The sequence below is a fragment of the Dyadobacter fanqingshengii genome (assembly GCF_023822005.2).
Lineage (GTDB): Bacteria > Bacteroidota > Bacteroidia > Cytophagales > Spirosomataceae > Dyadobacter > Dyadobacter fanqingshengii.
In genome coordinates, this window is sequence record NZ_CP098806.1 from 2229777 (window position 1) to 2254625 (window position 24849).

Annotated in this window: 21 protein-coding genes and 1 other RNA gene; 9 read left to right on the forward strand and 13 right to left on the reverse strand. The window is 44.6% G+C overall.

Annotation, left to right across the window (positions count from 1 at the left end):
* The first annotated feature begins 123 nt into the window (after positions 1-123).
* Entirely contained in the window at positions 124-462 is a 339-nt protein-coding gene (locus NFI81_RS26505) for a GreA/GreB family elongation factor (protein ID WP_374759680.1), read from the forward strand.
* A gap of 208 nt (positions 463-670) precedes the next feature.
* Here NFI81_RS26505 and NFI81_RS09130 read toward each other — a convergent pair whose 3' ends face one another.
* Positions 671-1225, reverse strand: coding sequence for a DUF4833 domain-containing protein (locus tag NFI81_RS09130; protein ID WP_234612775.1), 555 nt, complete (start codon positions 1223-1225; stop codon positions 671-673).
* Positions 1226-1800: 575 nt separating this feature from the next.
* Between NFI81_RS09130 and NFI81_RS09135 the strand changes: the two genes are divergently transcribed.
* A complete protein-coding gene (locus NFI81_RS09135; RefSeq protein WP_234612774.1) occupies positions 1801-2736 on the forward strand; it encodes a polysaccharide deacetylase family protein in 936 nt (311 codons plus the stop codon).
* Between the two features lie 135 nt (positions 2737-2871).
* Here the strand turns inward: NFI81_RS09135 and NFI81_RS09140 are convergent, their stop codons facing one another.
* The 5 genes from NFI81_RS09140 to NFI81_RS09160 form a co-directional block, all read right to left on the reverse strand.
* A complete protein-coding gene (locus NFI81_RS09140; protein ID WP_234612772.1) occupies positions 2872-3777 on the reverse strand; it encodes a hypothetical protein in 906 nt (301 codons plus the stop codon).
* 57 nt (positions 3778-3834) lie between these two features.
* Positions 3835-3999 (reverse strand): YWFCY domain-containing protein, encoded by a 165-nt coding sequence (locus NFI81_RS09145; RefSeq protein ID WP_234612771.1) that lies wholly within the window; start codon positions 3997-3999, stop codon positions 3835-3837.
* 61 nt (positions 4000-4060) lie between these two features.
* Positions 4061-5353 (reverse strand): relaxase/mobilization nuclease domain-containing protein, encoded by a 1293-nt coding sequence (locus NFI81_RS09150; protein WP_234612769.1) that lies wholly within the window; start codon positions 5351-5353, stop codon positions 4061-4063.
* Positions 5338-5730, reverse strand: coding sequence for a plasmid mobilization protein (locus NFI81_RS09155; RefSeq protein ID WP_234612767.1), 393 nt, complete (start codon positions 5728-5730; stop codon positions 5338-5340). Before NFI81_RS09155 ends, NFI81_RS09150 begins: the two co-directional genes overlap by 16 nt.
* Positions 5731-5913: 183 nt before the next feature.
* Complete coding sequence (locus tag NFI81_RS09160) at positions 5914-6810, reverse strand: DUF8464 domain-containing protein (RefSeq protein ID WP_234612765.1); 897 nt, start codon at positions 6808-6810, stop codon at positions 5914-5916.
* A gap of 129 nt (positions 6811-6939) precedes the next feature.
* Here NFI81_RS09160 and NFI81_RS09165 point away from each other — a divergent pair, with 129 nt between their 5' ends.
* Positions 6940-7218: a hypothetical protein gene (locus NFI81_RS09165; protein WP_234612763.1), complete on the forward strand. Its 279-nt coding sequence runs from the start codon at positions 6940-6942 to the stop codon at positions 7216-7218.
* A gap of 773 nt (positions 7219-7991) precedes the next feature.
* On the opposite strand, the gene NFI81_RS09170 is transcribed toward NFI81_RS09165, so the two are convergent.
* Entirely contained in the window at positions 7992-8462 is a 471-nt protein-coding gene (locus NFI81_RS09170) for a JAB domain-containing protein (protein WP_234612761.1), read from the reverse strand.
* A gap of 376 nt (positions 8463-8838) precedes the next feature.
* Between NFI81_RS09170 and NFI81_RS09175 the strand changes: the two genes are divergently transcribed.
* Complete coding sequence (locus NFI81_RS09175) at positions 8839-9321, forward strand: hypothetical protein (RefSeq protein WP_234612760.1); 483 nt, start codon at positions 8839-8841, stop codon at positions 9319-9321.
* A 98-nt stretch (positions 9322-9419) separates the two neighbouring features.
* Positions 9420-9743 carry a DUF4134 domain-containing protein gene (locus NFI81_RS09180; protein WP_255703564.1) on the forward strand — a complete coding sequence of 108 codons (324 nt, stop codon included), beginning with the start codon at positions 9420-9422 and terminating at the stop codon, positions 9741-9743.
* Positions 9744-11142: 1399 nt separating this feature from the next.
* Here the strand turns inward: NFI81_RS09180 and NFI81_RS09185 are convergent.
* The 5 genes from NFI81_RS09185 to NFI81_RS09205 form a co-directional block, all read right to left on the reverse strand.
* Positions 11143-12360, reverse strand: a complete 1218-nt coding sequence (locus NFI81_RS09185; RefSeq protein ID WP_234612758.1) for a site-specific integrase — start codon at positions 12358-12360, stop codon at positions 11143-11145.
* Between the two features lie 423 nt (positions 12361-12783).
* Positions 12784-13155, reverse strand: a transfer-messenger RNA (tmRNA) gene (ssrA, locus tag NFI81_RS09190).
* Between the two features lie 234 nt (positions 13156-13389).
* On the reverse strand, positions 13390-13647 hold the full coding sequence (locus tag NFI81_RS09195; RefSeq protein ID WP_252176048.1) for a peptidase associated/transthyretin-like domain-containing protein: 258 nt from the start codon (positions 13645-13647) through the stop codon (positions 13390-13392).
* Positions 13648-13694: 47 nt separating this feature from the next.
* On the reverse strand, positions 13695-15458 hold the full coding sequence (locus tag NFI81_RS09200; protein WP_234612756.1) for a RagB/SusD family nutrient uptake outer membrane protein: 1764 nt from the start codon (positions 15456-15458) through the stop codon (positions 13695-13697).
* Positions 15459-15492: 34 nt separating this feature from the next.
* Entirely contained in the window at positions 15493-18729 is a 3237-nt protein-coding gene (locus tag NFI81_RS09205; RefSeq protein WP_234612755.1) for a SusC/RagA family TonB-linked outer membrane protein, read from the reverse strand.
* Between the two features lie 377 nt (positions 18730-19106).
* Here NFI81_RS09205 and hemF point away from each other — a divergent pair, with 377 nt between their 5' ends.
* Positions 19107-20024 carry an oxygen-dependent coproporphyrinogen oxidase gene (gene hemF / locus NFI81_RS09210; protein ID WP_234612754.1) on the forward strand — a complete coding sequence of 306 codons (918 nt, stop codon included), beginning with the start codon at positions 19107-19109 and terminating at the stop codon, positions 20022-20024.
* Here the strand turns inward: hemF and NFI81_RS09215 are convergent.
* Positions 19995-21077 carry an o-succinylbenzoate synthase gene (locus NFI81_RS09215; protein WP_234612753.1) on the reverse strand — a complete coding sequence of 361 codons (1083 nt, stop codon included), beginning with the start codon at positions 21075-21077 and terminating at the stop codon, positions 19995-19997. The genes hemF and NFI81_RS09215 overlap by 30 nt on opposite strands.
* Before the next feature lie 67 nt (positions 21078-21144).
* On the opposite strand from NFI81_RS09215, the gene lpxK reads away from it, so the two are divergent.
* The 3 genes from lpxK to NFI81_RS09230 are packed head-to-tail and all read left to right on the forward strand — an operon-like array spanning position 21145 to position 24839.
* Positions 21145-22197: a tetraacyldisaccharide 4'-kinase gene (lpxK, locus tag NFI81_RS09220; RefSeq protein ID WP_234612752.1), complete on the forward strand. Its 1053-nt coding sequence runs from the start codon at positions 21145-21147 to the stop codon at positions 22195-22197.
* Positions 22198-22205: 8 nt separating this feature from the next.
* Positions 22206-24224: a putative porin gene (locus NFI81_RS09225; RefSeq protein ID WP_234612751.1), complete on the forward strand. Its 2019-nt coding sequence runs from the start codon at positions 22206-22208 to the stop codon at positions 24222-24224.
* A gap of 15 nt (positions 24225-24239) precedes the next feature.
* Positions 24240-24839, forward strand: a complete 600-nt coding sequence (locus NFI81_RS09230; protein WP_234612750.1) for a MiaE family protein — start codon at positions 24240-24242, stop codon at positions 24837-24839.
* Positions 24840-24849 lie beyond the last annotated feature (10 nt).

Consider the following 24849-nt stretch of genomic DNA (forward strand, 5'->3'; position numbering starts at 1 on the left):
ACAATCACCAAGACCTGGTGGTGTGTCCAGGTTATGTTGAAAGCACTAATTAACATATAAGAAATGCACGGTAAAACTCCCATCATACTTGGAAAGAGCGATTTCCGTATCCTAAAACGGTATATGGCAGATTTGTCTGAAAATGAGTCGCTGAGCTCTCAGTTGTTGTCATGCGAGCTTCGGTCAGCGATAGTGGTGGAAGATGATCTCTTACCCGAAAACTGTGTGCGGTTAAACTCTACTATTAAAATCAGGGAGTGGCCAAGTAATAGCGTACGGGAATTCAGCATTGTTCATCCGGAATGCGTGGACCCGAAGAAAAAAATGATTTCGTTTTTAGATCCTTGGGGCGCTGCATTCTTAGGCCTCTCAAAAACAGAAAAAGTTGAAAGGGAAATCAACGGTAATTCCAAGTGCTTCGAGATTATAGATGTTAGGCCTTTGGAGACGCATGTCAAATAAATTGATGACTTGACAAATTACACTTTGGTGATCTAAGCGGTGAACATAAATAAATTAAAGTGTTCAATACCGAATTTTGGGGGCGGTAAGTTACTGGAGCTTTCAGTCAATTTACTAATCATCAACCTAAATTGGAAACGACAATCCTTATATCGTGAAAGTAAGAATTTGCTCAGGAGAAGAAAAGGGAACTTAGTATCCCATATCACTACTCTTTCGGAACTGTTCTTTCAATTATATTTTGTCCGGTATCGAAATCCTTACCATAAAAAAGGGCATAATCGAGCTTCACTTTGATACCAGATGTACCCTCCTTGATTTTAAGAAAAATCCTATCTAAAAACATCTTCCTATTGTTGACCGTCACATAAACCTTGGGCATTCCAGATTTGACCAAATTGAGGTAGAAGGTCACTTTCTTGGAAGCTGCCAGTTGCATCTCGTAAACATTAGCTGACAAACGCTTGGATTTTATTCCAAACGCAAACTTTCTTTGAATAAGGGTGAGCGGTGTCCGTTTTCCATTTTCGGTGTAGGCAATCTTATAGACATTTACAGGCTTGTCTGCTTGGATGTTGCCATCTTGAATAAATGCATCATAGACGAAAGTGTTATGGTTTTTGCTATGCTGAATATAGAACAACCGGTTTTTATTAAATGGCGGTACAGGATAGCCTTCCTGTGCGTAACCTGGTAGAACATAGGTTGTCAGAAACAAGATTACAAGATATTCCACAACTTTATTCGTTGGATGGGATTTCATATTCAAGAATTTAAATTCAATCCGTATGAATGCGCTTTTGACATTCACAAGATACGGACGATTGGTAGAAAATGTGGTGGGAAGGTGAAAGTAACTGTACCAGACTATCAAGCATAGAGAATGGAATCCCAGGCTGAAGGTCCCTTGGTCGTCTTCAAAATCACCTACATTTTCCATCCGGAAATCTAGGGCTACAGGTATCTGTCAGAAAGAGGGTGCAACAAGCACCCTTTCTTTACAAACGTTTTAGCCTGGCAAAAACACCGAAGGAAGTTTGTCATATTTTTTGATTACCTGAATATGATTTACCTATTTCTCAACATTGCCATTCTGGACACAAAAGACAAAAGTTAGTATATTAGGGTTTTTGCCTGGGATGCACATCAAGGAATAGTTGCATTTCTCAAAGGACAGATCTTTGCCCGGAATAACGGACAAGACGAATGCAGCGATATCGGGTGAACACACCTTGTTATTCGAATGAAGATCAGTCAAAACCAGAGGTAATCCAAACCGTTTTTCTTTGCATATCAAGAGAAATATCCAAGATAATTTTAATTAATAAAGTTGAGCTCATGAAATTACCTATACTCCTGCTACTAATTATTCTTCAATCTTCGGCAAAACAAGTCTTCGCTCAAAAACAAATTGCCATCACCATTGACGACTTGCCAACTGTTAGCAGGATCATGAATACCGATGCCTTGAGAGCGGAATTGACAGATCAGCTGTTAAGTCATTTGAAACAATACCAAGTCCAGGCAACGGGGTATGTCATCGGGGAGAAACTTGTCAAAGACGGAAAAGTTATTCCTGCCCAATACGGTTTGCTAAGGAAATGGCTCAAAGCTGGCCATTCACTCGGTAACCATACTTTTGGACATTTAGGCATCAACGATATTTCGGCAGGCGCCTATGAAGCGGATGTGCTCGGTGCCGATACACTGCTTCGACGTTTTCTCCATAGAGAAGGCGCTGAACTCAAATATTTCCGACACCCTTATCTCCATAGAGGAAATACGGCTGCGAAACGAGATTCTCTGGAAATGATACTCGCCAAACACAAATACATTCAGGCACCGGTAACGGTCGATAATGACGAATATCTTTTTGCTGCTGCCTTTGACAAGGCGATTGGCAGCAGAAACGAGCCTCTCGCCGATTCGATATCAAAGACATATGTCAACTATATGATGGATTATGTCCATTACTACGAATCACAGGCCGACTCACTGTTCGACCGGCCGATTCCGCACATTCTGCTAATACACGCCAACCTGCTCAATAGCAAAGCCCTTGGCTTGTTTCTTTCCAGACTAAAAGAGGATGGCTATCAATTTGTCACGCTTCAAAAAGCGCTGGAAGATCCTTGTTACCTCACGGAGGATCAATATATCGGAAAGAAAGGTATCTCCTGGATCCACCGCTGGGCAATTACCAAAGGTAAGAAAGGGGCATTTTTCAAAGGCGAGCCGGAAGTTCCGAAATTCATCTCCGATCTGACGCAATAGGAATTTGTAGACACAAGCTCGCTGGTAGAATGCCTCCATCATAAATCCTTGATTTGCTCAGTCAGTCTGATCATTATGGCAATCAGCAAGGATTTATCTCGTTCCTCAACCCAGTAGCTTTTCACCCTGAAACTACTATGCGAGGTGTCTGCGCGATGTGGCGTAGAAAGATCTTGAATACCTATTGTTGTTGCGACCTTGTTGGACCTGGCAGTTGCTATAAGCGTATCCATATTTCAGGTACATAGTGGGAAACTCGTCAAAAATCAAGCTGCTTCTTAATTTGTTTGGTTGGTTCACTAGCTTAACCAATCGGGTAAAATACAGGGAAAGGACGGCCCCGTAAATCTGTATTTTCTGCGGATTATTACCCATACAGACGATTTTTGGCGCATTGGGATGATTGATATCCACAGTAAAATCATTCCCTGATAATACGTAATACAGCTGGGGCGAAGCAAGACGAGCGAGCGCAATTTTTGTAGAACCGATCTGGCCTTCGAGCTGTTGCATTGCTTCGTTTTGGTATGCGGTAATGAAGGGATTTATCAGCACTTCAATCTTACTATCCGCGCGTAGAATCGTAAAAAAGCGGTCATAATCTAATTGCATTAGCTCTATGACGTGCGGCAACGAACAGAACTCACCATCCCTATACCGGCACAAAAACCAGATAACCGCTGTCATAAAGTTGATAGACGATTCAACAAAAAAATCGCCTTGCCGTTTGATCCATTCCCTGTTTAGTCCCATCAAAATAGTGCGTGCAGACTCCACTGCATCGGTAATGTCAAGCATACTCTCAGGATTCAATGGATTGCATCTATGGCTACGCGATAGGTCATCAAAATTGATTGTGTAAAAAGCTGGCTCGATTGAATAATTGGCCTTATTCCTTAGCCAGGCATTGTACGCAAGCAAAGTCAGATCACTATATTCGAAGTCATACACGAACATCGAAAAACCCTTTTCAATGTGCTGAGCAATCACATGCCGAAAGACAAAAAATGTCTTTCCAGATCCCGGAGATCCGCTCACCAATACTCCTCGAAAAGGATTAATGATGTTGATCCAGCTCAGGCGCGTTTTAAATGAGTGCTACAATCTCTTGGTTTTAATGAACGAAGAGAATAGCCCGGCGGCAAAAATCTTATCCAAAATCCGGTCTGAAATTAAAGATGTCAGGTGCCAATTTTGGAATGCCTGATAACAGAAATAGTAAAAATGTAATGCGAGGACCAGTATGCTGATCAAGCGGGTCATATCATTATTTTGCGAAGGCTTACGTCGTTTTCACCGGTGTTCGATGCCATAATAAACAGGTTTAAAGTGATTGAGAGAACCCTTTTTTCTTTTTACGTTTGTTTCCACGAAGGTCTGCTGGTGTAAAACCATCTTGTTTGACAGGGTCAAATAGTGAATCCTCACCATTGGCAAGTCTTGCCTCATTACTCTGCTCAGGAATTGCGAGCAAATAGCTTTTTGATGTGGCTGACTGTCCATGACCTGTTATTGGATGCTCTTGTTTCTGTGTATTAGATAGCCTGTTAGCCATGGCGGTATCGATAGTCACACAGCGTTCCTGGATGGCTTTTGCACTATAATTTTTACCGAGAGAACTTCCGTTAAAAACTGCTTTCGAGCGGTGATCGACATAAGTAATTCCATAGATCAGTCCGGTATCATTCTTCCAGAGAACGGTGTCGATTCCATCTCGTTCAAGAATATTAATGAGGCGATCAAGTGTCACATTCGTCTTTCCATACAATGTGAAATCAATTGCGTTTTTGACTCTTAGCTTGTCTGTTTGCCGAAGTTGATCGTTGATTTCAAACCGGTTTTGGAGGTAATTTAATGTCGGTTTTTGGTGAAAGTCGCTAGCCTTAATTGGCACACCGACCCGTTCGCCTTTTGCGTTTAACAACCGGTAGTGAAGCCCGCCTTTCTTGAAAGTTCTGGACTCTTCATTTCCGCGATCTGCCGCGACATTGTAGCGATTCAACACGGCGTTTAGCTCAGGAATGGAAGTGAATTTGTACTTGTCGATAACCCCTGCAAGAATATTCGATATTGCTCGTTTGGTCTCAACCTTACCATAGTTTGCACTAACCATCGCGGGCTTTAAATGTTCGGATTGCTGGTGTTTTTTACTAGATGCCTTCACCAGATGAAACTCTTGTTCGATTTCCTTCCTCGCCCTTTCCGATTGGTTTCGTCCGATATTCTGCGTTTCAATCCGGCTTCCATCATGCGCTACTTTTACGCTCACAATGTGGATGTGCGGATGCCCGGCATCGTGATGTTGATACACCAGGAATGGCTGATCACCAAAGCCAATCTTCTCCATATAAGCCTGCGAAATTTCTTTCAAAAGCGCCTTGGAATGTTGCTCGGAAGGGTCAAAATTTAATGAGATGTGAACGCTGTTTCGGACAACATTCGTGTTCAAGGCAGCCAGTTTCAGGAGCATATTTAACCGCTCTTGCTCATTCAGATTTGCCACATCATCCGGGTAATTTCCCGCCATGATGCACTCGGCTACACCCTCCTTCAACTTGTTTTCGTTGTAGTAAAAAGTGCTTCGAATAGAAGCCCCTGTCTTTATGATCGCAACCATATCTTAGAAGCTTTACTGATGTAAATATTGATCTCTTTAACCAGCTCGAGAAACTGATTTTTGTCATTTTCGTTGGCATCCAACCAACTGCGAAAGTCGGCGATTTGGGACAAGGCATGTAGCCGTTTGACGGCTTGATTTAGGTTATTACCGGCAGCTGTTAGCTCGCGTCTGAGACGGGTCAACTCAACCATCGTTTCATCAAATGACTGGTCTCGATGGTTAATCACAACGGGCTCAGAAAGCAGGATCTTTCTTGCATACTCACTCGTCTTTCGGCATGTTGTCCTTTGTACTCTACGAAGAAGCAGCTGAAACTCCTCAGGCGTTAAGCGGACATGCAGCCACTTGGTTCGGTTGTGTTTGTCTTCATTCATCACATTATCATTTTCACATTTCGACATTCATTTTTCGGTCAATCCCGCTAACGACTCCGGAGTGCCCGGCGGGCCAGATCCTTAGGTTGTGATACAACCTGACATCTGGCCGATTGCGGGTAAGAGGCAATCCACCTAGACTTTTTGTAGTTGGGAGTCGTCAAATTTGGCTCCTCTGATAATTCAACTCTTTTGGCTCGATGATGTACTTGCCAACCACTCATTGAAATCCTTATAGCCAGTATACATTCCACTGGCATCATTGTATTTTTCACTGATGTCCTTTACTGTCGAAGTGCTCCTAACACCTGCAGTATCCCGATCAAAATATAGGTCGATGTTATAATGGCTTTCCAGAAAAGGTCGTGCGCGATCGAAGAGAGAGATGGAGTTCAGGATGACGTAATTCTCGGGTTGCTCAGTCATCTTTCTCATCAAGGTTTTGTAGGACAGAAAATCGAACATGCCCTCAAACATCGAGACTGTCAGAGCACCGACATTGATTGTAGTAATATCCTTCGGACTGCTTGCCAACTTCGAGTAAGAATTCCGTAGCTCATAACCACCAGAATTATTGAGCAAGCCAATTTCAAAATACCTTCGGTCTCCCATCTGGTAGTTAACCTGTCGGCAGTATTGCCTGGCGATATCAGGTGAAACAGATCTTGAAACTATGTAGTCCAAAAGTGTTTTACTTGTGAGCTGCCCGGTATACAAAACTTGTATGGGGCAATTCGCGGCAGCCTTCTCTGTTGAAGGTAAAAGAATCTTGGGCCTGTGAAAGGACCAGTAATCGGAGAAAGTCTTGATTACTTCCCCAACTGAGCACTGGTAAAAAATCGTGGCGAAGTCAATTAAATTCCCTCCAAGACTGATTCCGCGATCATACCAACGATTAAGTCTCCGATTGACTTTAAACGATGCAGTCCGTTCATCCCGCAAGGGGGACAAATACCAGTGATCTGCACTATGCACTTTGACTGGCTCAAATCCTAATTCTGACAGATAACCAATAAGGTCTATTTCCCTAATTTCTGCCAACGTTAACAGCCCGCGGCTTCCCCTCTCTCTTTCGCTCATTTTGCTTTCTGTTTTTGTTCGTGGAGCGAAATTAAAGAACACAAATGTCAGCTACCTATCCTGGGTAAATTCTCCTTAGGATCGTTTCAGGGGCAATTATTATTTTTGTACTGTACTAAAAACAAGAAAATGATGAACGCAAAAGAGCTGACAAGTGTGTATGATACCATCATGAGTATCTCCGGAATGAATGATCAAATCAAGATCGATTTGAAGATTAGCAGGCGGAATGTTTTGCTTCTGACCCAGGCAATTAAAAGAGCCTTAAGTTTTCCCGGTGTTGAGGGTAATCCTGACTTGATTGAAATCGCCTCAAACGAGACAAAGGAAGAACTATTAGCATTGTCGGCCGATTGCTTGCAGAAATCCGGTCTGGTAGAGTTGAACAAGCGCCTCGCAAAGTTGTAAGAAATATTTGGGTTGTAATGGCTACTCAGTCAGTAGATAACATCTCGAACCAAAAATTATATCTGCATAATCTTTCGTACCCCCTTGAATTTAAAAAGCCATTTGGATAAAATAGGCGGACTGCTTCGCTGAGCTCACGCTATTTCCTGAGAGGATGTGTGAGTATCGATTACGCTATTTAAGGGCATTATGTTATGTGGTTTTATCTCGGTTAACAATTTTGAGAATAAAAATCAGGAAGGCCGCTATTGAAAAACCTAGTAGAACATATTTAAACGAGCCACTGATGAACATGGCGACAGCGAAAGTGACCCACGCTAGTGATAAAATTACACGATTATTTTTCATATGCGGTTTTTTGAGTAGAAGTCGAAGATCATTAAATCTACTTAAAGCACCTTGGTTTTGGTTGTTATTATGTCAGGTAATCAATGCTGCAGCAACCTTAAAACAAAACGAGTTATGGTTACGCATTTATCCTGGACAGGCTACTTTCTGGCGTTAGTGCCCCAGTGGCGATCTACTATGTAATCATTGGCATCCGGTATACCGCCAGGATATCAAGACCATACTTAATTCGCAATCTCGTTTCTAGAACCGGCAGGAAAGGAACCGCAAATTATAACGCAGCCAACGAATAGTTGACCTAGATAGGCTAGTATTATGTTTCTTGACTATAGCAAACTCTCAAATTCCAGCCAAATTCCTTGATGATTCCGGTTGTATTTACTGTGACATTGCCGTCAAGGTATGCCACAGTAAGATTTGTGATTTCACAAAAGACTCTCATCCGAAAACGAACAAAACCCTTCCGCCGTAACGATCAAATGATCCAACACTCGGATATTCAGTAATTCTCCAGCCTTTCTCATATTCTCAGTAATATACTTATCAGCATGACTCGGCACAAGCTGTCCGGAAGGGTGATTGTGGGCCAGGATAATCCCTGTTGCATTGGCTTTCAAAGCAGCTGCAAAAACGATCCTTACATCAGCACTTGCACCTGAAATCCCACCTTTGGAAACTTCAAAAATACCTAGCACTCGGCTGGCATTATTTAATAGCAGTATCTTGAACTCTTCAATAAATTCTAGCCTGTCAGGATTCCAGGTTTGCATCAGCACCTTATATGCATCTCTGGACGATTCTATTTTAGGACGCTGGCTTGCTTGCACATTGGTTTTGTAGATCAGCTCAATCTCTGCTACCTGATACAAGTTTGAAACATTCGCGAAGCTTTCCATAATTACCTTGATTTTGAAGTGATTGAATGAATTATGGCGCTTCATTCTAGCACTGGGCAAGCAAGTAGTGGAAGCAACGGAATAAAGGAAAGCATGTGGGTGAGCCATGCGTTTATGCCGGAATTTCCACTACGCTCCGCGGCCCTGTGCCTAACTTTGGGGCATCATTGATACATGAAACTCTTTCGGGCATTTAGACGGTCTTCAAAAATTTGGCAAGTCTTGTGGCAATTTCCTTTTTCTATTCAATTGATAATCATTGGGGTACTGTAGTCGCGGCGTGGGTACAAGAAAAAGTTGTACTTGAAGAGCCTTGGTTTTGAGTGTTGTTTTGTCAGGTAATCAATGCAGCAGCAACCTTAAAACAACACGAGTTATGGCAACGCATTTATCCTGGACAGGCTACTTTCTGGCAGTGGGTGCCGCAGTGGCGATCTACTATGTGATCATCGGTATCCGGTATTACAGGCAGGATATCCGGGCACTACTCGATTCAAAATCCCGGTTCTCGGAACGGCCGGAAAAGCCCCCACCGGTTAGCCCACCGCAGGCAAGTCAGCCGGAAGAAACCACTGAGCCTGTTGAAGTGAAAAAGCAACCCTGGCAAAATGAAGCCTTGTTTGCCAAGGTCGAAGAGCTCAGCTCGCAGCTCAGGAATAGCATCAAAGAAGCATACCAAAAAGGGTACGAAAAGCGGGACTTTGTTTTTCTAAACCAGATGTCAATCAAAGATTTTTCTGCCGTCAAAGGCACGCCGTTCCGTGAGGCGATCAACAATGTGATCACTTCGGAATCTGCAAAATATGGCTTCATCAACCTCAGTGCTGTGGAGCTAGAGGAGTTATGGAAGGAGGTTTAATGATGAGCCCGCTCTCCTGCGCTCCCGGGCCTTCGGGCTTGGGAGCCGCAAGGAGACAAACAGAGTAAACAAGTTTAAAACAATAATCAACGAGGCGTATGAAATGTGGGAAAACAGCCCTATCAAGCAGGGCAAAACAAGTATGGGCAGCAGCGCTGCTCTCAGTAATGGCAACCATTGCCAAAGCGCAAGACGGCGCGGCGGGCATCTCCGAAGCCGACAGCCAGGCGCAGAGCTACTTCGAGCCAGGCACGCAGCTGATGTATGCCATTGGCGCGGTGCTGGGGCTGGTAGGCGCAGTGAAGGTTTTCCAGAAATGGAATGCCGGGGACAATGATACCGGAAAGGTCGCGGCGGCGTGGTTTGGAAGCTGTATTTTTCTGGTGGTTGCTACCGTGCTGCAATCTTTCTTTGGCCTATAATTCAGTGGCTCGGGTACATCTGTCAGCAACTGGCATTCAAGAAAAACAAGACGACCAAAATTTCTCCGCCTAAACTTAGTGGCTGACAATTAATTTTTGGAAGATAAATATTGAGGTAATAACTAAGGAAGTTTTGCAAGTCTTATGGCGGGAGCTGCTCGAAGACTTAAAGCGGTTTCTTGCCAGCTCGAATAAGGCTCCGAAGAAATCGCTTCGAAGCGCTAATGCAAAAGGAGGATGCTGAACATCTCATCCGGTACGCATCAGAATCTGAGAATAAACGGAAGGTTAAAACATAGCAATATAGGAGGATCATTTTATTATGCATTCCAGGAAATCCAATCACTGGTGCTAGCTGATACAAAACGAATAAAGTGATGGAAAGATCAATAACAAAAATCTTTAACCGGATCCTTATTGACCGAAGAGTAAGGATCTGGCATGTGGGGACTTACCTTGCCTTGGTGCTGCTTTGGGATAAAAACAGGCAATCAAGTCCCTTTCAGGTAACTAGGCGGATGATCATGCAGATGTCCCGAGCAAAAAGCCCGTCGACATATCATAAACACTTGAAAGAGCTCGAAATATTCGGCTACATAAAATACTTGCCATCATACCATCCTAAGCAGGGAAGTAAAGTCTGGCTGGTTGAATCAAAAGCTAATTGAAGCTTCGCTTCCACGGCGGCCAGCTTTGGTGATAAAAAAAGGAAGACAAGCTCCCCCACTAATTGAGGCTATTAGCCGCTGACGGAACACGAACATCCTCGACAATATTTATATATTGCGTTGAAAACACATTTACTCTCCTTCCCTCCAAATCCCACATCACTTCCTTAGTAAGTGCCATGGCAATCTCTATTAGCTTTTGAGCTGCGAATCAGCAATCGGCCTTGTTGCATTAATCGATAGTAGGTCCAATTAACACCCCAGCAAATAGTTTAGCGTTTTCAACCTGGTAATCTAATCCGGCGTTGGTGATTGCCCTCGGCTACTATGGTACTGATCGACCACCTGTGCAAGCCCTTGTTTGGCTTTTTCCTTAACAGAAATGACTGTACTTGTCTTTTTTTAAGATAATTGATGTTGTGAGCCAGAGATACTACATGTGAGAAGGTGGAAATGATTTTATTCATATTCCTCATGCTCATTTAAAAATATATGCTTGGCAACAGAAAAAGCCTGTTTAACAGTTGCCGTTAACAGCCAAAGGAAACGAAATTAGTGCCCCACTGAGTTCGCTGGTAAAACTTGTAGTACCTCAAACAATAGAAAAAGCCGCCACTATGCCGCAAACTTTTGGCGGCTTCTCAGAGTATTAGGAAATAGGGCCACTTGTTTAGCTGCCCTTTTGCCGAGTCTGTTTGTCAAACTTTAATTAATGGTACCATACATATGATCTAAAATTTTGCGCCTATAATCTCTGACAATCGTTGCATATCATCACTGACTTTTTTGTCCAGGACTTTCGCGTATAGCTGGGTCGTTTTCAGGCTGCGATGTCCAAGCATTCTTGAGACCGTTTCAATTGGAACTCCATTTGAAAGCGTAACTGTTGTGGCAAAAGTGTGTCTAGCTAGGTGAAAAGTAATTGGCTTAACTATTCCACAAACATCTCCAATCTCTTTCAAATAAGCATTCATCTTTTGGTTGGAGAGGACCGGAAGCAGATGCTTGTCTAAACGCTCCAATTGGCTCTCGTACTTTTTTAGCAACTTCAAAGCTGGTGGTAGAAGTGGAATTCGGGAGGCAGAGTCTGTCTTTTGACGCTTTATATTTATCCACATTTCACCTGAACGACCTTCTATTATATCCATTTTGCTAAGTTTTGCGACATCGGCATACGCCAGGCCAGTGTAGCAGCAGAAGAGAAAGATGTCTCTTACTTGTTCTAAACGTGGAATCTCAAACACTTTATTCGCAACTGTGCGTAATTCATGCTCCGTTAGTGCAATTCGATCGACTTCGTGCTTTGCAAATTTAAATGCAAAAAACGGGTCTTTCGCTATGATGTCATTTTTCACGCAAATGAGTACTATCTTCTTTAGGTTTGCCAAGTACTTCATTGTAGCATTGTGACCAACCTTTTTTACACCTTTTAAATAAAACTCGAAATCCGATATAAATTTGAAATTGAGTTTTCGGACATCAAAGTCCTTCGTTTTGTAGTTCCAAGTGATAAACTCTTCGGTGTGCCTGAGCGTGGTCTGATATCGCATATAGGTTGCGTGCGCATATTCTAAATTGATCAACTGTTTGACCTTGGCGTTATGTTCTTTAAATATGGTCAACAGCCCGATGATATTTTGATCTTCTCCCTGCCACTTCCGCTTAAAAATTTCAATACACATCAATAGATCCTCCTTGATGATTTGCCGCTGAATGGCATAAGCTTTACCTGCCAAGGTTTCCAAAAATGCGTTGACTTCTTTAGCCTCTATTGTTGCGCCCTTCGCTTTTCCTGAGCTTGCTAACCACTTTTCCGGTGATACAGATTTGCCTGTTGCAACTTCAAACCTTGCTCCACCAATTGTTACCCGCATGTAAACGGGCAGTTGATTGTTTCGATTGATCTTTGATTGCCTAACCGAAAACAGAATTGTCATGCTTGATTCCATCTTTTTTTGTTTTAAAATTAGATATCTCATTTTGTTGAATCAAGATGTTCATTTGCTGCACATGTTATTGAATGACAAACAATTAGGTATATCCAAGGGACCAAAAAGGGACTAACAATCATAATGGGACTCAGTCCCGAATTCGTCCCTTTGCTATTGTTAGACTTTGAAAGATTTGGATAGCGAGCAGGAAAACAGAAAGCCCGCAAATCTTGATTTACGGGCCTATGCAGATTTAGAAACTTGTTGGAGTGGAGATGGAGGGAGTCGAAATCCATCTCTAATCAACTTATTTTCAAATACTTACTTTCCCGTATTTTTCTCAACCCCTAATTCCTCCCTCGGGTTTTGCTGCAAAATCTGCGGATAACAAAAAACCCGCAAATTGATTTTGCGGGTTTTTGTAAGATTTGATTTTTCAATCAGTGGAGATGCAGGGAGTCGAACCCTGGTCCAGAACAGGGAAACCCTGCGCCTTCTACATGCTTATCCGTGATTAGGTTGTCGGGCCAGACAAGGTGCACGGCGGACCCGCGTCATGGCCTTAGATACTGGTGTCTCGTTGAATTTCCGTACCGCTATTTCAACCAGCGCTGATTTGCGACACCCCGGAGCCCAACCATCAGCACGTAGGTTGGAGGGATGATGGCATTAGCTAAATCCTCCGGATTAGGCTGCCATGGCGTAAGTATTTTCGCCAGTTATTGTTTGAGACCATTATTTACGGGAGGTAATCTCAACTCCCGACATGCTTACACACAGACTTCCAACCCGCTGTCAATTCCAGTCACCCCCATTATTTAGTTGGCATTCGGACTTCACATTAGCAGCAAAAAACTGCCAGGTTAAAGTTTCATTTCAAAACAAATTACAACATTTCAAATCGAAAAGTTCGCATTTGAAAACAGTTTTTTTAACTAAACCCGTTAACAAATTGACCAATAACAACTTAAACACTTTAACATCCAGCGCATCAAGCCCGCCTATTCATCGCAGCGGCGACCGCTCATTCAATCATTCAAAATCAAGTCAAAACTCCCACCGCAGATCCGGCCGGAAATAGTCTTTCATTTTTACCGAGTAATGACTTCGCGCTTCGTAAAGCGTGGTTTTCAGCGTTTCGGAATATTCCACATCAATGGGCCTCCAGCAGCGACCCACGGGCAATACATCGAACCGGAATGTGCTTTGCGGATCGGTAATAGTGCCTGCTTCGGCGGGTGAAAGTGAAACTGTGGCACCAACAAGTGGCAAGCCCCGTATCGGCGTCCATAACTGCCCTAACAAATAAAAGGGCGACCGAATGGCCGCCCTTTTATTTGTGTCAAAGCAGATCAGTAACCTGGGTTCTGCGTTAATGTAGGCTTACCATCCAGCTGGCTGTTCAGGATCTCGTCCTGTGGAAGCGGAAAGTAATTGTTTTTCTCTGTAAAGGTTTTGCCAGCCATGTAACCTCTTTTGCTGAATGTACGGCCAGATGGTTCTTTACCCGGAACCGCTTCCTCAGCAGCATATTTGTTAAGCACTTTGGCTGCAATGCCCCAGCGAACCAGGTCGAAGAATCGGTGACCTTCCATTGCAAATTCAAGACGTTGCTCCATACGGACTGCATTTCTTGCATATTCAGCGCCTTTGCTTGCGAATGTTCCGGCCGGATATGGCTCTACTTTGTAAGTTACCGACGCATCCTGAACAGAACCGGTTTTGGCGCGCAGACGGATTTGGTTTACATAACCTTCTGCAACCGCCAGATTTCCAAGCTCAACTTCGCATTCAGCCAACCACAACAAAACGTGGGAAAGCTTGATCATGCGGAAGTTGTTGTTCACGTTACGTTTGCTGGTTGAGTGCGTTGTGCTGTTTTCCTCAGCCAGGTAATACATCCATTTTTTGCCAGTGAACGGACCTGCATAAACCTGATCACGAATCCATGCTGAACCTGGCATAGGTCCCCAATCCAGGAAGTTCACGCCGCGACGGCCAACTGTCCAGTCAAGACGTGGGTCTACAGGAATTGTCTTGTCCAATGTAAATGCGGCTGAGCTCACAATTCCCTGATCATTCGGAAGATCCACTTTGTTGTAAGTGTCAAGCGAACCATCTCCGGCAGCGCCGATCATTGGTAAACCGTTTTCTGTTTTGAATGCATTCACAAGGTTATGGGAGGCCTGGTAAAAACCGCAGCAGCCACGTCCCGGAGCACCCGCCGAATATGGCCAGTTGAGGTTATCCCCTGCGTTACCATTGTTACCATTTGTTCCGTCGTTTACAGAAAACTGTACTTCGAAAATGGATTCTGTGTTGTTGTTTCCGGTCGTCCTGTAATTGTCATGATAGTTGGCAACCAGTTTTTTACCTGAATTTTTCACAACATCATCCAGCAAAGTTTTTGCTGCTGCCCATTTCTTTTGAAACAGTAAGGATTTTGCAAGGAAAGATTTGGCAGCCCATTGCGTTGCCCTTCCTTTTTGCGCCTGAACCGTTGGAAGATTGTCAGCTGCAAATTTGAAATCCTCCTCAATTTTAGGCCAGATATCTTCTGTATTAGGAACTTTTGTAGAATTAGGATCAGCAGACACGTACACCTTTTCGTCGATGTAAGGAATTTTATTCCACATTTTCTTGGCTTCAAAATGGAAGAATCCTCTTAGAAAACGCGCTTCTGCAACAACCTGAGCAATTTCAGCTTCGGTCATATCCTTTACCAATTCTCCCGTAGCGATCTGGATCACTTCATTGCATCTGGCCACTCCATCATATTGGTGCCACCATTTGCCAAGGAAATAAGTGTTGTCCGAAAGCCAGTTATACTGCTCGATGAACGATTGCTCAGGCTGGTCACCCGCATCCGTTCCTTTCACTGCGTCATCGCTCGCAATCCCGCCGAAAACATAGTTTGAGACCGTAGACTGACGGCCGGTATTTCCGGATCCTACACCATCCACAAGTGAGTAAGCGCCTATTAACAAGGCATTTACACCATTCTTATTACTGAGTTGTTCAAGGGACGCACGGCCTTGTGGTTTTAGATCGAAAAAGCTGTCTGAGCAGGAAAAGCTCAGTCCGATTAAAACGATTAATATGGATATTTTTTTCATTGTTATAATATGAAATTTCGTGAATGTCAGAGGATTAGAAACCAAAACGCAAGCCTACCAGATAAGATTTGGACACCGGATAAGCACCTTCATCCACACCCATATGCTTGTCTTCGTTGTTGTTACCAGATCTTCTCAGGTTAATGTCCGGATCAAGTCCTGTGTATTTGGTAAATGTCAGCATGTTCTGGCCTTGCAGATAAACCTGCGCTGATGCGATCTTAACCCTTTTAAGCAATTTAACCGGCAGCGTGTAAGTCAGCTGAACATTTTTCACGCGGAAATAAGAACCATCTTCCAGAAAGTAAGAAGAAACCTGCTGGCTTGTTGCATCGCCTGAGTTAAGGCGTGGCAATTTGGCGTCATCACCCGATTTTTTCCAGGAGTTGTAAAGCATATCTTTTGACCTGTTACCCTGGAAAACGTTGAAATCCGTCCAGTATCTCACATAGTTGAAGATCTCATTACCCTGAACTCCCTGACCGAACACAGTCAGATCAAATGCTTTGTAACCAACATTCAGGTTCACCCCATAGTTGAAGTCAGGGTGCGGGCTGCCGATGATCGTACGGTCAGCAGCAGTAATGATGCCATCACCATTCACATCACGGAATTTGAATGTTCCCTCACGTGTATACGAACCGAATTTAGGAGCCGCATCTGCTTCTGCCTGATCTTTGATCACACCATCCACAAAGTAGCCATAATAGCTCGCGATCGGGTAGCCTGCTTTTGAAGCTGACATAGCCGGAAGACGCGTTGTGAAACCAAAGATCGTCGCATTAGGGTCGTTGTTCAGCTTAATCACTTCATTTTTGTAGTGACCAAAGTTCACACCAGCTGCATAATAGAAATCTCCTTTTTTATCGCGGAAGTTTAGACCAACGTCGAAACCTTTGTTGCTAACCTCACCAATGTTGGTGTATGGAATTGTTCCTGTTCCGGCCGTTCTTGGAATGGCGATCTGCGTCAACATATCCGTTGTTTTACGGTTGTACAAGTCAAGCACAAATTCCAGTTTACCATTCAGCAACACGGCGTCAAGACCAATGTTGGTAGAAGTGTTGGTTTCCCATTTACCATTGTTGTTACCAAACTGCACAAGGTCAAATCCACCCACGATGGATGTTCCTGTTCCGTTGATATCATAAGCATTGTTTTGTGGATCCGGAGCGTACAATGTGTAAGCATTGTAAACGTTCGGGATCAGCTGGTTACCAGTTTTACCCCATCCAAAACGAAGTTTCAGATCATCCAAAACCTTCTTGGTCGGCTTCATGAATTCAAGCTCCGTCAAGCGCAAACCCACCGAGAACGCAGGGAAAACACCATAACGATTGGCTTCCGAGAAACGGGAAGATCCGTCGCGACGCAGTGTAAAGTCAGCCAGTAACAACTCTTTGAAACCATAGTTGATTTTACCAAATTGTGAGAAAAGCGCAGTCCTTTCAGCACCGGCTCCTGCATTGGCCAAACCTGCCGCCGACCCTGCATCCAGGTAACGGTAATCCAGGTCATCAAATGCAAAACCACTCCTGCTTGCCTGAAAAGCAGCAAAATACGTCTTAACAGCTTCCGTTCCCAGCAAAATATTAACGTTGTGCACGCCGAACGTCTTCGCATAGTTCAATGTATTGAACCAAGTGATCGAACGGTCCAGGTTATTGATCACGTTCATGCTGTTTGCGTTTCTCGACTCTGCAGCTTCAATGTCGCGGTGGAAATATTCCGAGCGGTTTGTTTGGTTGTATTCCAGACCAAAACTGGTGCGGGCAACCAATCCGGGCAAGATGTCCACTTGTGCGAACATATTACCGAACACGTGCGTGCCTCTCGTAATGTTGTCCTTTTCACGATACAGACGGGCCAGTGGGTTTGGCGCATTTCCGAGGTTACTACCGCGGCTTCCCGCAAATCCGTTGTAAGCAGAAGTATTGGTTCCGCCCAATGCAGCAGGACCGCCTGTGATATCAAACACCGGAATGATCGGGTGAACGCGGATCGCAAACATGATCGGGTTACCCTCGTCATTGTTCGTAATGCCTTGTCTTTCGTCATAGGAGAATGTAAGGTTTTCTCCCACAGTGAATTTCCCTTTAGTAAATTCCGTGTTGGCACGTACAGAATATCTTTTGTATTTGGTGTATCTCAAAATACCGTCCTGCTTGAAATGGTTAGCAGAGATCGCATATTTTGCAGATTTTGAACCACCGCTCGCGCCAATCTGATAATTTGAGATCGGTGCCGGATCAAAGATCACATCCTGCCAGTCAGTTCCTTCTTTATTTGCTTTTGTAATGTTGAAGGCTGTCTTACCCAGTGCAGGATCGGCAATGTCATTGGTATAAGTCGTACCAGCTGGCAATTCACCATAAACGTTTGGATAAATGTAATCCGCGATGGTCTGGTTGCCGTTTTCATCAAACTTATACTGCACAGATGGGGAAGTTGCAGAAGGATTTTTACCTGCACCGATATCAGACTGATACAAATATTGACCTAATTCCTTCGTATTCAACAGATCGAGCATTTTACCTGGTCGCTGCGTGCCGGTGTAGAAGTCAAATGTAATGCTGGGATCGCCCTGTTTCCCTTTCTTGGTTGTAATGATCACAACGCCGTTCGCCGCGCGCGCACCGTAAATAGAAGCAGCAGAAGCATCTTTCAACACCTGCATGGATTCTATATCATTCGGGTTCAATTGGTTTAGTGTTCCCTGTGTTGGCACACCATCAATTACATACAGCGGGCTGTTGTTGTTGATAGATCCAAATCCACGAATACGGACCATTGTTCCGCCACCCGGAGAGTTGTCATTTCCAACAGTTACCCCCGCCGCACGTCCCTGCAGCATTTGGGTAACACTCGCAGAAGGCACAGCAGTCAGTTCCTTCGTATTAATTACCGTTACAGCCCCGGTAATGTCCTTTTTACGTTGTGCGGCATAACCCGTTACAACCACTTCGGTGAGTGATTTCACGTCCGCGCTCATGGCAATGTCAATCGTAGAACGATTTCCAATTTCAACTTCCTGGGTAAAGTAACCGATGTAGGAAACAACAAGTGTTCCTGAGGAGGATGGAGTGGCAAGCGAAAAACGACCGTCTGCATCCGTAGTTGTTCCGGATGTTGTTCCTTTCAAGAGGACGCTTACCCCCGGTAGTGGCACATTTTCGGCTGCATCAGTGATGCGTCCGCTTAGCTGGTTTTGTGCCCATACGTGCAGGACAGAGAAACACAGTAAGATAGTCAGGTAGAGATTTTTTTTCATTAACTGTTCGGGTTTGTTTAAATATTAATAAAAAAAGAAGAAGTTGTAACCTATCGTCACATTCCAGGTTGGGCTGATAATGGGTGCTGACAAGTGAAATAGGCTATTATTGGCAAATTATAGAAAATTTCATAGATATCAAGGAAATGATAACTGTTTTGGCAACATAATCTTTCCAACGACGTTGTCAGCGTTTATTCGGTAATAAGTCACCATTTGTTTACTCTTTTATAATAATTCTCTTTTAAACTTTAATTTATCTTATTAATACTTATTGCCATTGACTGTATCACATCAAAGACTTACTGGTTTTTCGGTTGTCGCTCGGGACACTTTAAGATTTATCGTATTTTTGCCCGCAACGATAACGGTAGCGTATGAAGGTTGAAGAAATAGAAGCGTTTTTTAAAGGGTTACAAGACAACATTTGTAAAGCCATTGAAGCAACGGATGGCACCGGGAAATTCAAAGAGGACCTATGGGAACACCATTCCGGCGGCGGCGGCAGAACAAGGCTGATTCAGCATGGAAGTGTGCTTGAAAAAGGCGGCGTCAATTTTTCGAAAGTGCAGGGAGAAGTGCATCCGCGCCTTCGCCAGCAAATGAACTTGGCTGAAAATGATGACTTCCATTTCACCGCGACAGGCGTTTCCATCGTCATGCACCCGTATAACCCGAACGTGCCTATTATACATATGAATGTGCGTTATTTTGAGCTCAATAACGGCACTAGCTGGTTCGGAGGAGGCATTGATTTAACTCCACATTATATTAACACAGATGACGCCGCATTTTTTCACAATTACCTGAAACGCGCCTGCGACAAACACCACATTGATTTTTATCCCAAATTCAAAACCTGGGCCGACGATTATTTCTTTATCCAGCACAGAAATGAAACCCGGGGTGTAGGCGGCGTTTTCTTCGACTATCTGAAACCAGATGATGCCGGAAATGGCAAGGGCTTATCCAAGGAAGAGCTGTTTGCATTTGTGAAGGAGATCGGCGAGTCATTTGCACCTATATATACTGCATTAATGCAAAAGCACCGCGACGAACCATTTACGGAACAGCAGAAACAATGGCAGTTCCTGCGCCGCGGACGTTATGTGGAATTTAATCTGGTTTGGGACCGTGGGACGAAGTTTGGCTTGGAAACCAATGGCCGCACCGAATCAATATTGATGAGCTTGCCGCCTCAGGCGAATTGGGAATATAATTTCGAGCCGGAAGCGGGTTCTGCTGAGGCTAAAACTTTGGAAGCGTTAAAAAAAGGGTTGAATTGGGCTTCCTGATTTATCGTAAATCAGATAACCATTCTCCACACTCAGCGGAGATTCGAAATTGTTGGTATAAAGCTGGCCTGTTCCCAAACCTTGCGGAAGCGGGTTATTGTAAGAAGCAGTGAACTGGGCAATTGCGCTGAGGCCAATGTTGGATTCCAGCGCGGAAGTGATCCACCAGCCAATGTTCAACCGGTTTGCAATTTCGATCCATTCGGAGGTGTGCCGGAATCCGCCCAGTAATGTTGGTTTCAAAATAATGAAAGGCGGCATCAGCTTTTTGAGCATAGCAAATTTTTCACGGTAATCGAAAATGCCGATGAGCTCTTCGTCCAGCGCAACCGGAACAGGCGATGAAACACACAATTCCTGCATGAGCTGATGTTGTCCCGGCTTAACCGGCTGTTCAATAGAATGCAGGTCAAATTCCGCCAGTCTTTTCAGCTTATCATCAACATTGTCCGCTTCAAACGCGCCGTTTGCGTCCACTCTCAATGTAATGTTCTCTTTATCAAATCGCTTGCGAATAGATTCCAGAATGCGGCATTCCTGATCAAAATTGATCGCGCCGACTTTCATTTTAAGCGTAGAAAATCCTTGCTCCAACTTATCCTGGACCTGCTCCGACATATTTTCGTAAGATCCCATCCAGATCAGCCCGTTCATTAATATGGCGGTCTCCCCTCTTGAAAACGCATTTTTGAACTGAACTCTTTTCCCGCCATTCATAATATCCAGCAAAGCCATTTCCACACCAAACCGCACAGAAGGTAAATGTTGCGGGATAACCTGATCGAGAATAATGCCGAGATTAAAAGGAAAAACGTCCAGATCCATCTCATTGAAAAGATCACAGACTGCCGCTAATTGCGGTTCGTAATCGGGCATATCGTCCACGCTCAAACCTGGCAGCGGGCCACATTCACCATAACCTTCAACGCCTGGTTGCTCTGAATCGGTGATTTTGATGAGCCACGACGTCTTTTGTGTAAGAACTCCCCGGGAGGTGCGCGCTTCATTGCGAAAATGCAGCGTGTAGGGTTTATACACAATTTTTAAAGGCATGTTTTTGAGGTGTCAGCGTTTTTCGGGGCACAATATTAGCCAAAAAATACGTAATTATGCACCAGTTATGAAAGAACATAATTGGATAAAAATTGCACTGACACCGTTTTCGTGGATCTATGGTTTGATTACCAATCTTCGCAATTGGGGTTATGATTACCAATTATTCGCTTCCAAAAAACCTTCCCAATTCGTCATATCCATTGGTAACCTGACCGTTGGCGGCACGGGCAAAACGCCTGTTACGGAATATCTTACAAGCCTTTTTTCCAATAGAGTCCCGACGGCGATACTGAGTCGCGGTTATGGCCGGAAAACGCGCGGCTTTATTTTGGCCCATTCTGCGTCGACGCCGGCTGAGATCGGCGATGAGCCTATGCAGTATTTTTTAAAATTCAATCCCAATGTATTAGTTGCCGTTTCTGAAAACCGCGTTCATGGCGCCGAAAACATTGCAGTAACGGCCCCGGAAAAAAAGCTGCTGCTTTTGGACGACGCCTTCCAGCACAGAGCGATTGCAAGGGATATCAATTTGCTGTTGAATGACTTTCAGCGACCATTCTACCAGGACCTCCCCTTCCCTGCCGGGCGCCTGCGCGAAACCAGAAACGGCGCCGGACGAGCCGATGCCATCATCGTAACCAAATCTCCTGCCCTGCTTGCAGATCATGTGCGGAACGACATTACAATAGCCATTCGCCAATTCAGCAAGCCCGAAACGCCCGTTTTTTTTTCATTCCTTGAGTATGGAGAGCCCGAAAGCTACGCAGGAGGGCACGTTTCGTTAAAGAAAGTTAAAATGGCAGCCGGCATCGCAAATCCTTTGCCCTTCACTGCATATCTGCGGGCCCGGTTTGACGTTACAGATGAAGTTGTTTTTAAGGATCATCATAATTACACGCCTGCCGACGCGGAAGAACTGATTAAGAACTTAAAAAACGATACTTTTGTGGTCACAACCGAAAAGGATATGGTCAAGTTGAAGCCGTTGGTTGAAGCGTCGGGAGTGGCAGGAAAGTTTGCCTATATTCCTGTTAAAGTGAGTTTCGGCAATGATACCGGGCGCTTCCACGAATGGATTTTTAAACAAACCGGCCACCTGTTTCAGGCAGAACGATAGTTTCCTTTATGAGAATTGCTTTTTGTATCATACTGTTTTTTTTAGGCAGCTTCATTTTTTTCACACCGACCATACAGGCGCAGGTAAGAATGCCCGGCGGGATGCAGATGCCCGGTAACACGGGCAGCAGCGGCGCTCGTGGACAGCAGGGCAATAACACAGGCACTACAGGCGGCGCACAAACCGGAGGCGTGATCCTGGACGACAGCACAAAGAGCATTTACGGTCCGGCTACAACCCACCATTATTTTGAAAATGATATTCTGAACAACCGGGATTCTTTACGTTACCGCGTGGATACGAACTTGACGAACTTCCATCGCTGGACGCCCGTTGACCGTTCATGGGGAAAGCTTACTGACCTCGGCAACACGGTTACTGCCACCAGAAACCTGCTTTTTGCACCGCGCGAGGACATTGGAACACAATTGGGTTTCAGATCGTACGATGCTTATGCAATCAAGCCTGAGGAAGTCCAGTATATGGACACCAAATCGCAGCACACGGAGCTTAATTTCATTTCCGGTGCGCGGAAAACCTCATTAGGGAGCTTTTCCTACACACAAAATGTACATTCCCGTTTCAATTTTGGACTGGGGTTCCGAAGGCTCACATCCAATAAACAATACGGATTTGTTAACACATTAAATTCAGGCGCATTTCTCGGACAAAACTGGACGCTGCTCATGCACACCAGCTTTTTTTCCAAGAATAAAAAATACCTCATCCTCGCACATTACCGGCACATGAACACAAAAGTGCGCGAGCAAGGCGGCGTCATTCCGAATGTGGGGGATGACGGCGTTGTGGACAAGTATTCTTATGACGGCGCGGCCCGGATCAGCGACGATGCGAATTCGTGGGAGCGGCGCCAGGGACTTCACATTTACCAGCAATATCGGCTCGCCAACGGTTTCCAGGTGTTTCAGCAGGCAGATTATTCAACTGTGATCGATCGTTACACCGATCTGGCCATTGCACGCGGATTGGAAAAAGAGGTTTATCCGGCCGCTAAATACGATTCAGCAAAAACGCGTCAGGACATTTATTACAAGCTTTTTGATAACAAGATCGGGGTTAAGGGCTTTTATTCGGGCTTCAATTACCGCGCTTACATTCGCCAGCGTTTTTATGGGATGCGTGCTGCCACACAGCTTGGCAATGAGATCGGCGAAACCTACACGACTTACCGGACGGGTTTGAAATTTGATAACATTATCGGAGCCTGGCTGGGTTACTATCTAAAAGATTCTGTCAATTACCTGACCGCTGAGGCCGACCTTAACCTTGCCGCTAATGTAGAATATCGCTTGAAAGGAGAGCTGAGCACGCGCTGGGGAATGGCGGGTTTTCAAAGCATTCAAACTGCGCCCGACCTGCTGGTGCAGCGTTATCTGAGCAATCATTTCGACTGGCGAAATAATTTTGACCCGACCAAAGTCCAGACTATTTACGCATCCCTGCCTTTGAAAACCGAGAAAATATCATTTGTTCCTGAAATTCAGATCCATCAGGTCAATGATTACATTTACTATGACTCACTGGCACTGCCCAAGCAGCTGAACTCGGGCTTTCGATTGCTGAGAGTCGGTTTTAATTCCGGGATTAATCTCAAAAAATGGAATTTCACAACAATGGGCTTTCTGACACTGAATGACAACAGCGATGTGATCCGCATTCCGGCGCTGTTTGCCAGCGGAGAGGTTACTTATGATTTAGTGTACGCCAAAGTTCTTTTCATCCAACTCGGCTTGGCTGCCCGCTATCGTTCGGGTTATCTTGCTGACAGTTATATGCCTATCACACAGCAGTTTCACATTCAAAATGACTACCGGCTTGGCGATAATTTAATTGTGGATGGGTTTGCCAATGTGCGGATCAAGCGGGTAAGGCTGTTTTTTAAAATGCAATACTTGAACCAGGGCGGCAATTTCGGGCTTTTTCCCAAGGGTTATTACATTGCCCCAAATTACCTGGGCCTCGCCAGATCTTTTTCTTTCGGCGTCAACTGGCCGTTATTTGACTAATCATACAGCATTATTATGGCTTCATCACTCACCACTCTTGGACTTGAACTGCCAACCGATCCGCGTTGGACAAACATCGTGGCGATGCAGCTGGGCGAAATCCTGATTGACCACGCTTATTGTGAGCAGAAAGCGGCATCCACTTGTATTTCCATCATTGTTCATTATCCGGAAAAGACGGAATTGGTTGAAACGCTCTCACCGATCGTAGCCGAAGAATGGGGCCATTTTCAGCGTGTTTTGAAGGAATTGAAAAAACGAAACATTCCTTTAGGACGCCAGCGTAAAGATGAATATGTGGGCCAGCTCATGAAACTCGTGCGTAATAAGGGCGACTATGAAGGTGCGTTAATGGATCGCTTGCTCATTAGCGGACTGATTGAAGCACGCAGCTGCGAACGGTTTAAATTACTGTCGGAATCCCTTGAAGATGAATCACTTCAAAAGTTTTACAGGGAACTGATGATCTCGGAAGCGGGCCATTACCGGACATTCATTGAGCTGGCCGAAAAATATGCGCCGGTTCAGGAAGTGCGGGCGCGATGGAAAGAATTGCTCCATCAGGAAGCCGAAATCATGCGGTCGCTGACGCTCCGCGGCGACCGGATACATTAACTTTTTCACC

What these genes read in the sequence shown, in the direction of transcription:
- NFI81_RS26505 (WP_374759680.1), top strand. Translation starts at nt 124, where the DNA reads ATGGCAGATTTGTCTGAAAATGAGTCGCTGAGCTCTCAGTTGTTGTCA.
- NFI81_RS09130 (WP_234612775.1), bottom strand. Translation starts at nt 1,225, where the DNA reads ATGAAATCCCATCCAACGAATAAAGTTGTGGAATATCTTGTAATCTTG.
- NFI81_RS09135 (WP_234612774.1), top strand. Translation starts at nt 1,801, where the DNA reads ATGAAATTACCTATACTCCTGCTACTAATTATTCTTCAATCTTCGGCA.
- NFI81_RS09145 (WP_234612771.1), bottom strand. Translation starts at nt 3,999, where the DNA reads ATGACCCGCTTGATCAGCATACTGGTCCTCGCATTACATTTTTACTAT.
- NFI81_RS09150 (WP_234612769.1), bottom strand. Translation starts at nt 5,353, where the DNA reads ATGGTTGCGATCATAAAGACAGGGGCTTCTATTCGAAGCACTTTTTAC.
- NFI81_RS09155 (WP_234612767.1), bottom strand. Translation starts at nt 5,730, where the DNA reads ATGAATGAAGACAAACACAACCGAACCAAGTGGCTGCATGTCCGCTTA.
- NFI81_RS09160 (WP_234612765.1), bottom strand. Translation starts at nt 6,810, where the DNA reads ATGAGCGAAAGAGAGAGGGGAAGCCGCGGGCTGTTAACGTTGGCAGAA.
- NFI81_RS09165 (WP_234612763.1), top strand. Translation starts at nt 6,940, where the DNA reads ATGATGAACGCAAAAGAGCTGACAAGTGTGTATGATACCATCATGAGT.
- NFI81_RS09170 (WP_234612761.1), bottom strand. Translation starts at nt 8,462, where the DNA reads ATGGAAAGCTTCGCGAATGTTTCAAACTTGTATCAGGTAGCAGAGATT.
- NFI81_RS09175 (WP_234612760.1), top strand. Translation starts at nt 8,839, where the DNA reads ATGGCAACGCATTTATCCTGGACAGGCTACTTTCTGGCAGTGGGTGCC.
- NFI81_RS09180 (WP_255703564.1), top strand. Translation starts at nt 9,420, where the DNA reads ATGAAATGTGGGAAAACAGCCCTATCAAGCAGGGCAAAACAAGTATGG.
- NFI81_RS09185 (WP_234612758.1), bottom strand. Translation starts at nt 12,360, where the DNA reads ATGGAATCAAGCATGACAATTCTGTTTTCGGTTAGGCAATCAAAGATC.
- NFI81_RS09200 (WP_234612756.1), bottom strand. Translation starts at nt 15,458, where the DNA reads ATGAAAAAAATATCCATATTAATCGTTTTAATCGGACTGAGCTTTTCC.
- NFI81_RS09205 (WP_234612755.1), bottom strand. Translation starts at nt 18,729, where the DNA reads ATGAAAAAAAATCTCTACCTGACTATCTTACTGTGTTTCTCTGTCCTG.
- hemF (WP_234612754.1), top strand. Translation starts at nt 19,107, where the DNA reads ATGAAGGTTGAAGAAATAGAAGCGTTTTTTAAAGGGTTACAAGACAAC.
- NFI81_RS09215 (WP_234612753.1), bottom strand. Translation starts at nt 21,077, where the DNA reads ATGCCTTTAAAAATTGTGTATAAACCCTACACGCTGCATTTTCGCAAT.
- lpxK (WP_234612752.1), top strand. Translation starts at nt 21,145, where the DNA reads ATGAAAGAACATAATTGGATAAAAATTGCACTGACACCGTTTTCGTGG.
- NFI81_RS09225 (WP_234612751.1), top strand. Translation starts at nt 22,206, where the DNA reads ATGAGAATTGCTTTTTGTATCATACTGTTTTTTTTAGGCAGCTTCATT.
- NFI81_RS09230 (WP_234612750.1), top strand. Translation starts at nt 24,240, where the DNA reads ATGGCTTCATCACTCACCACTCTTGGACTTGAACTGCCAACCGATCCG.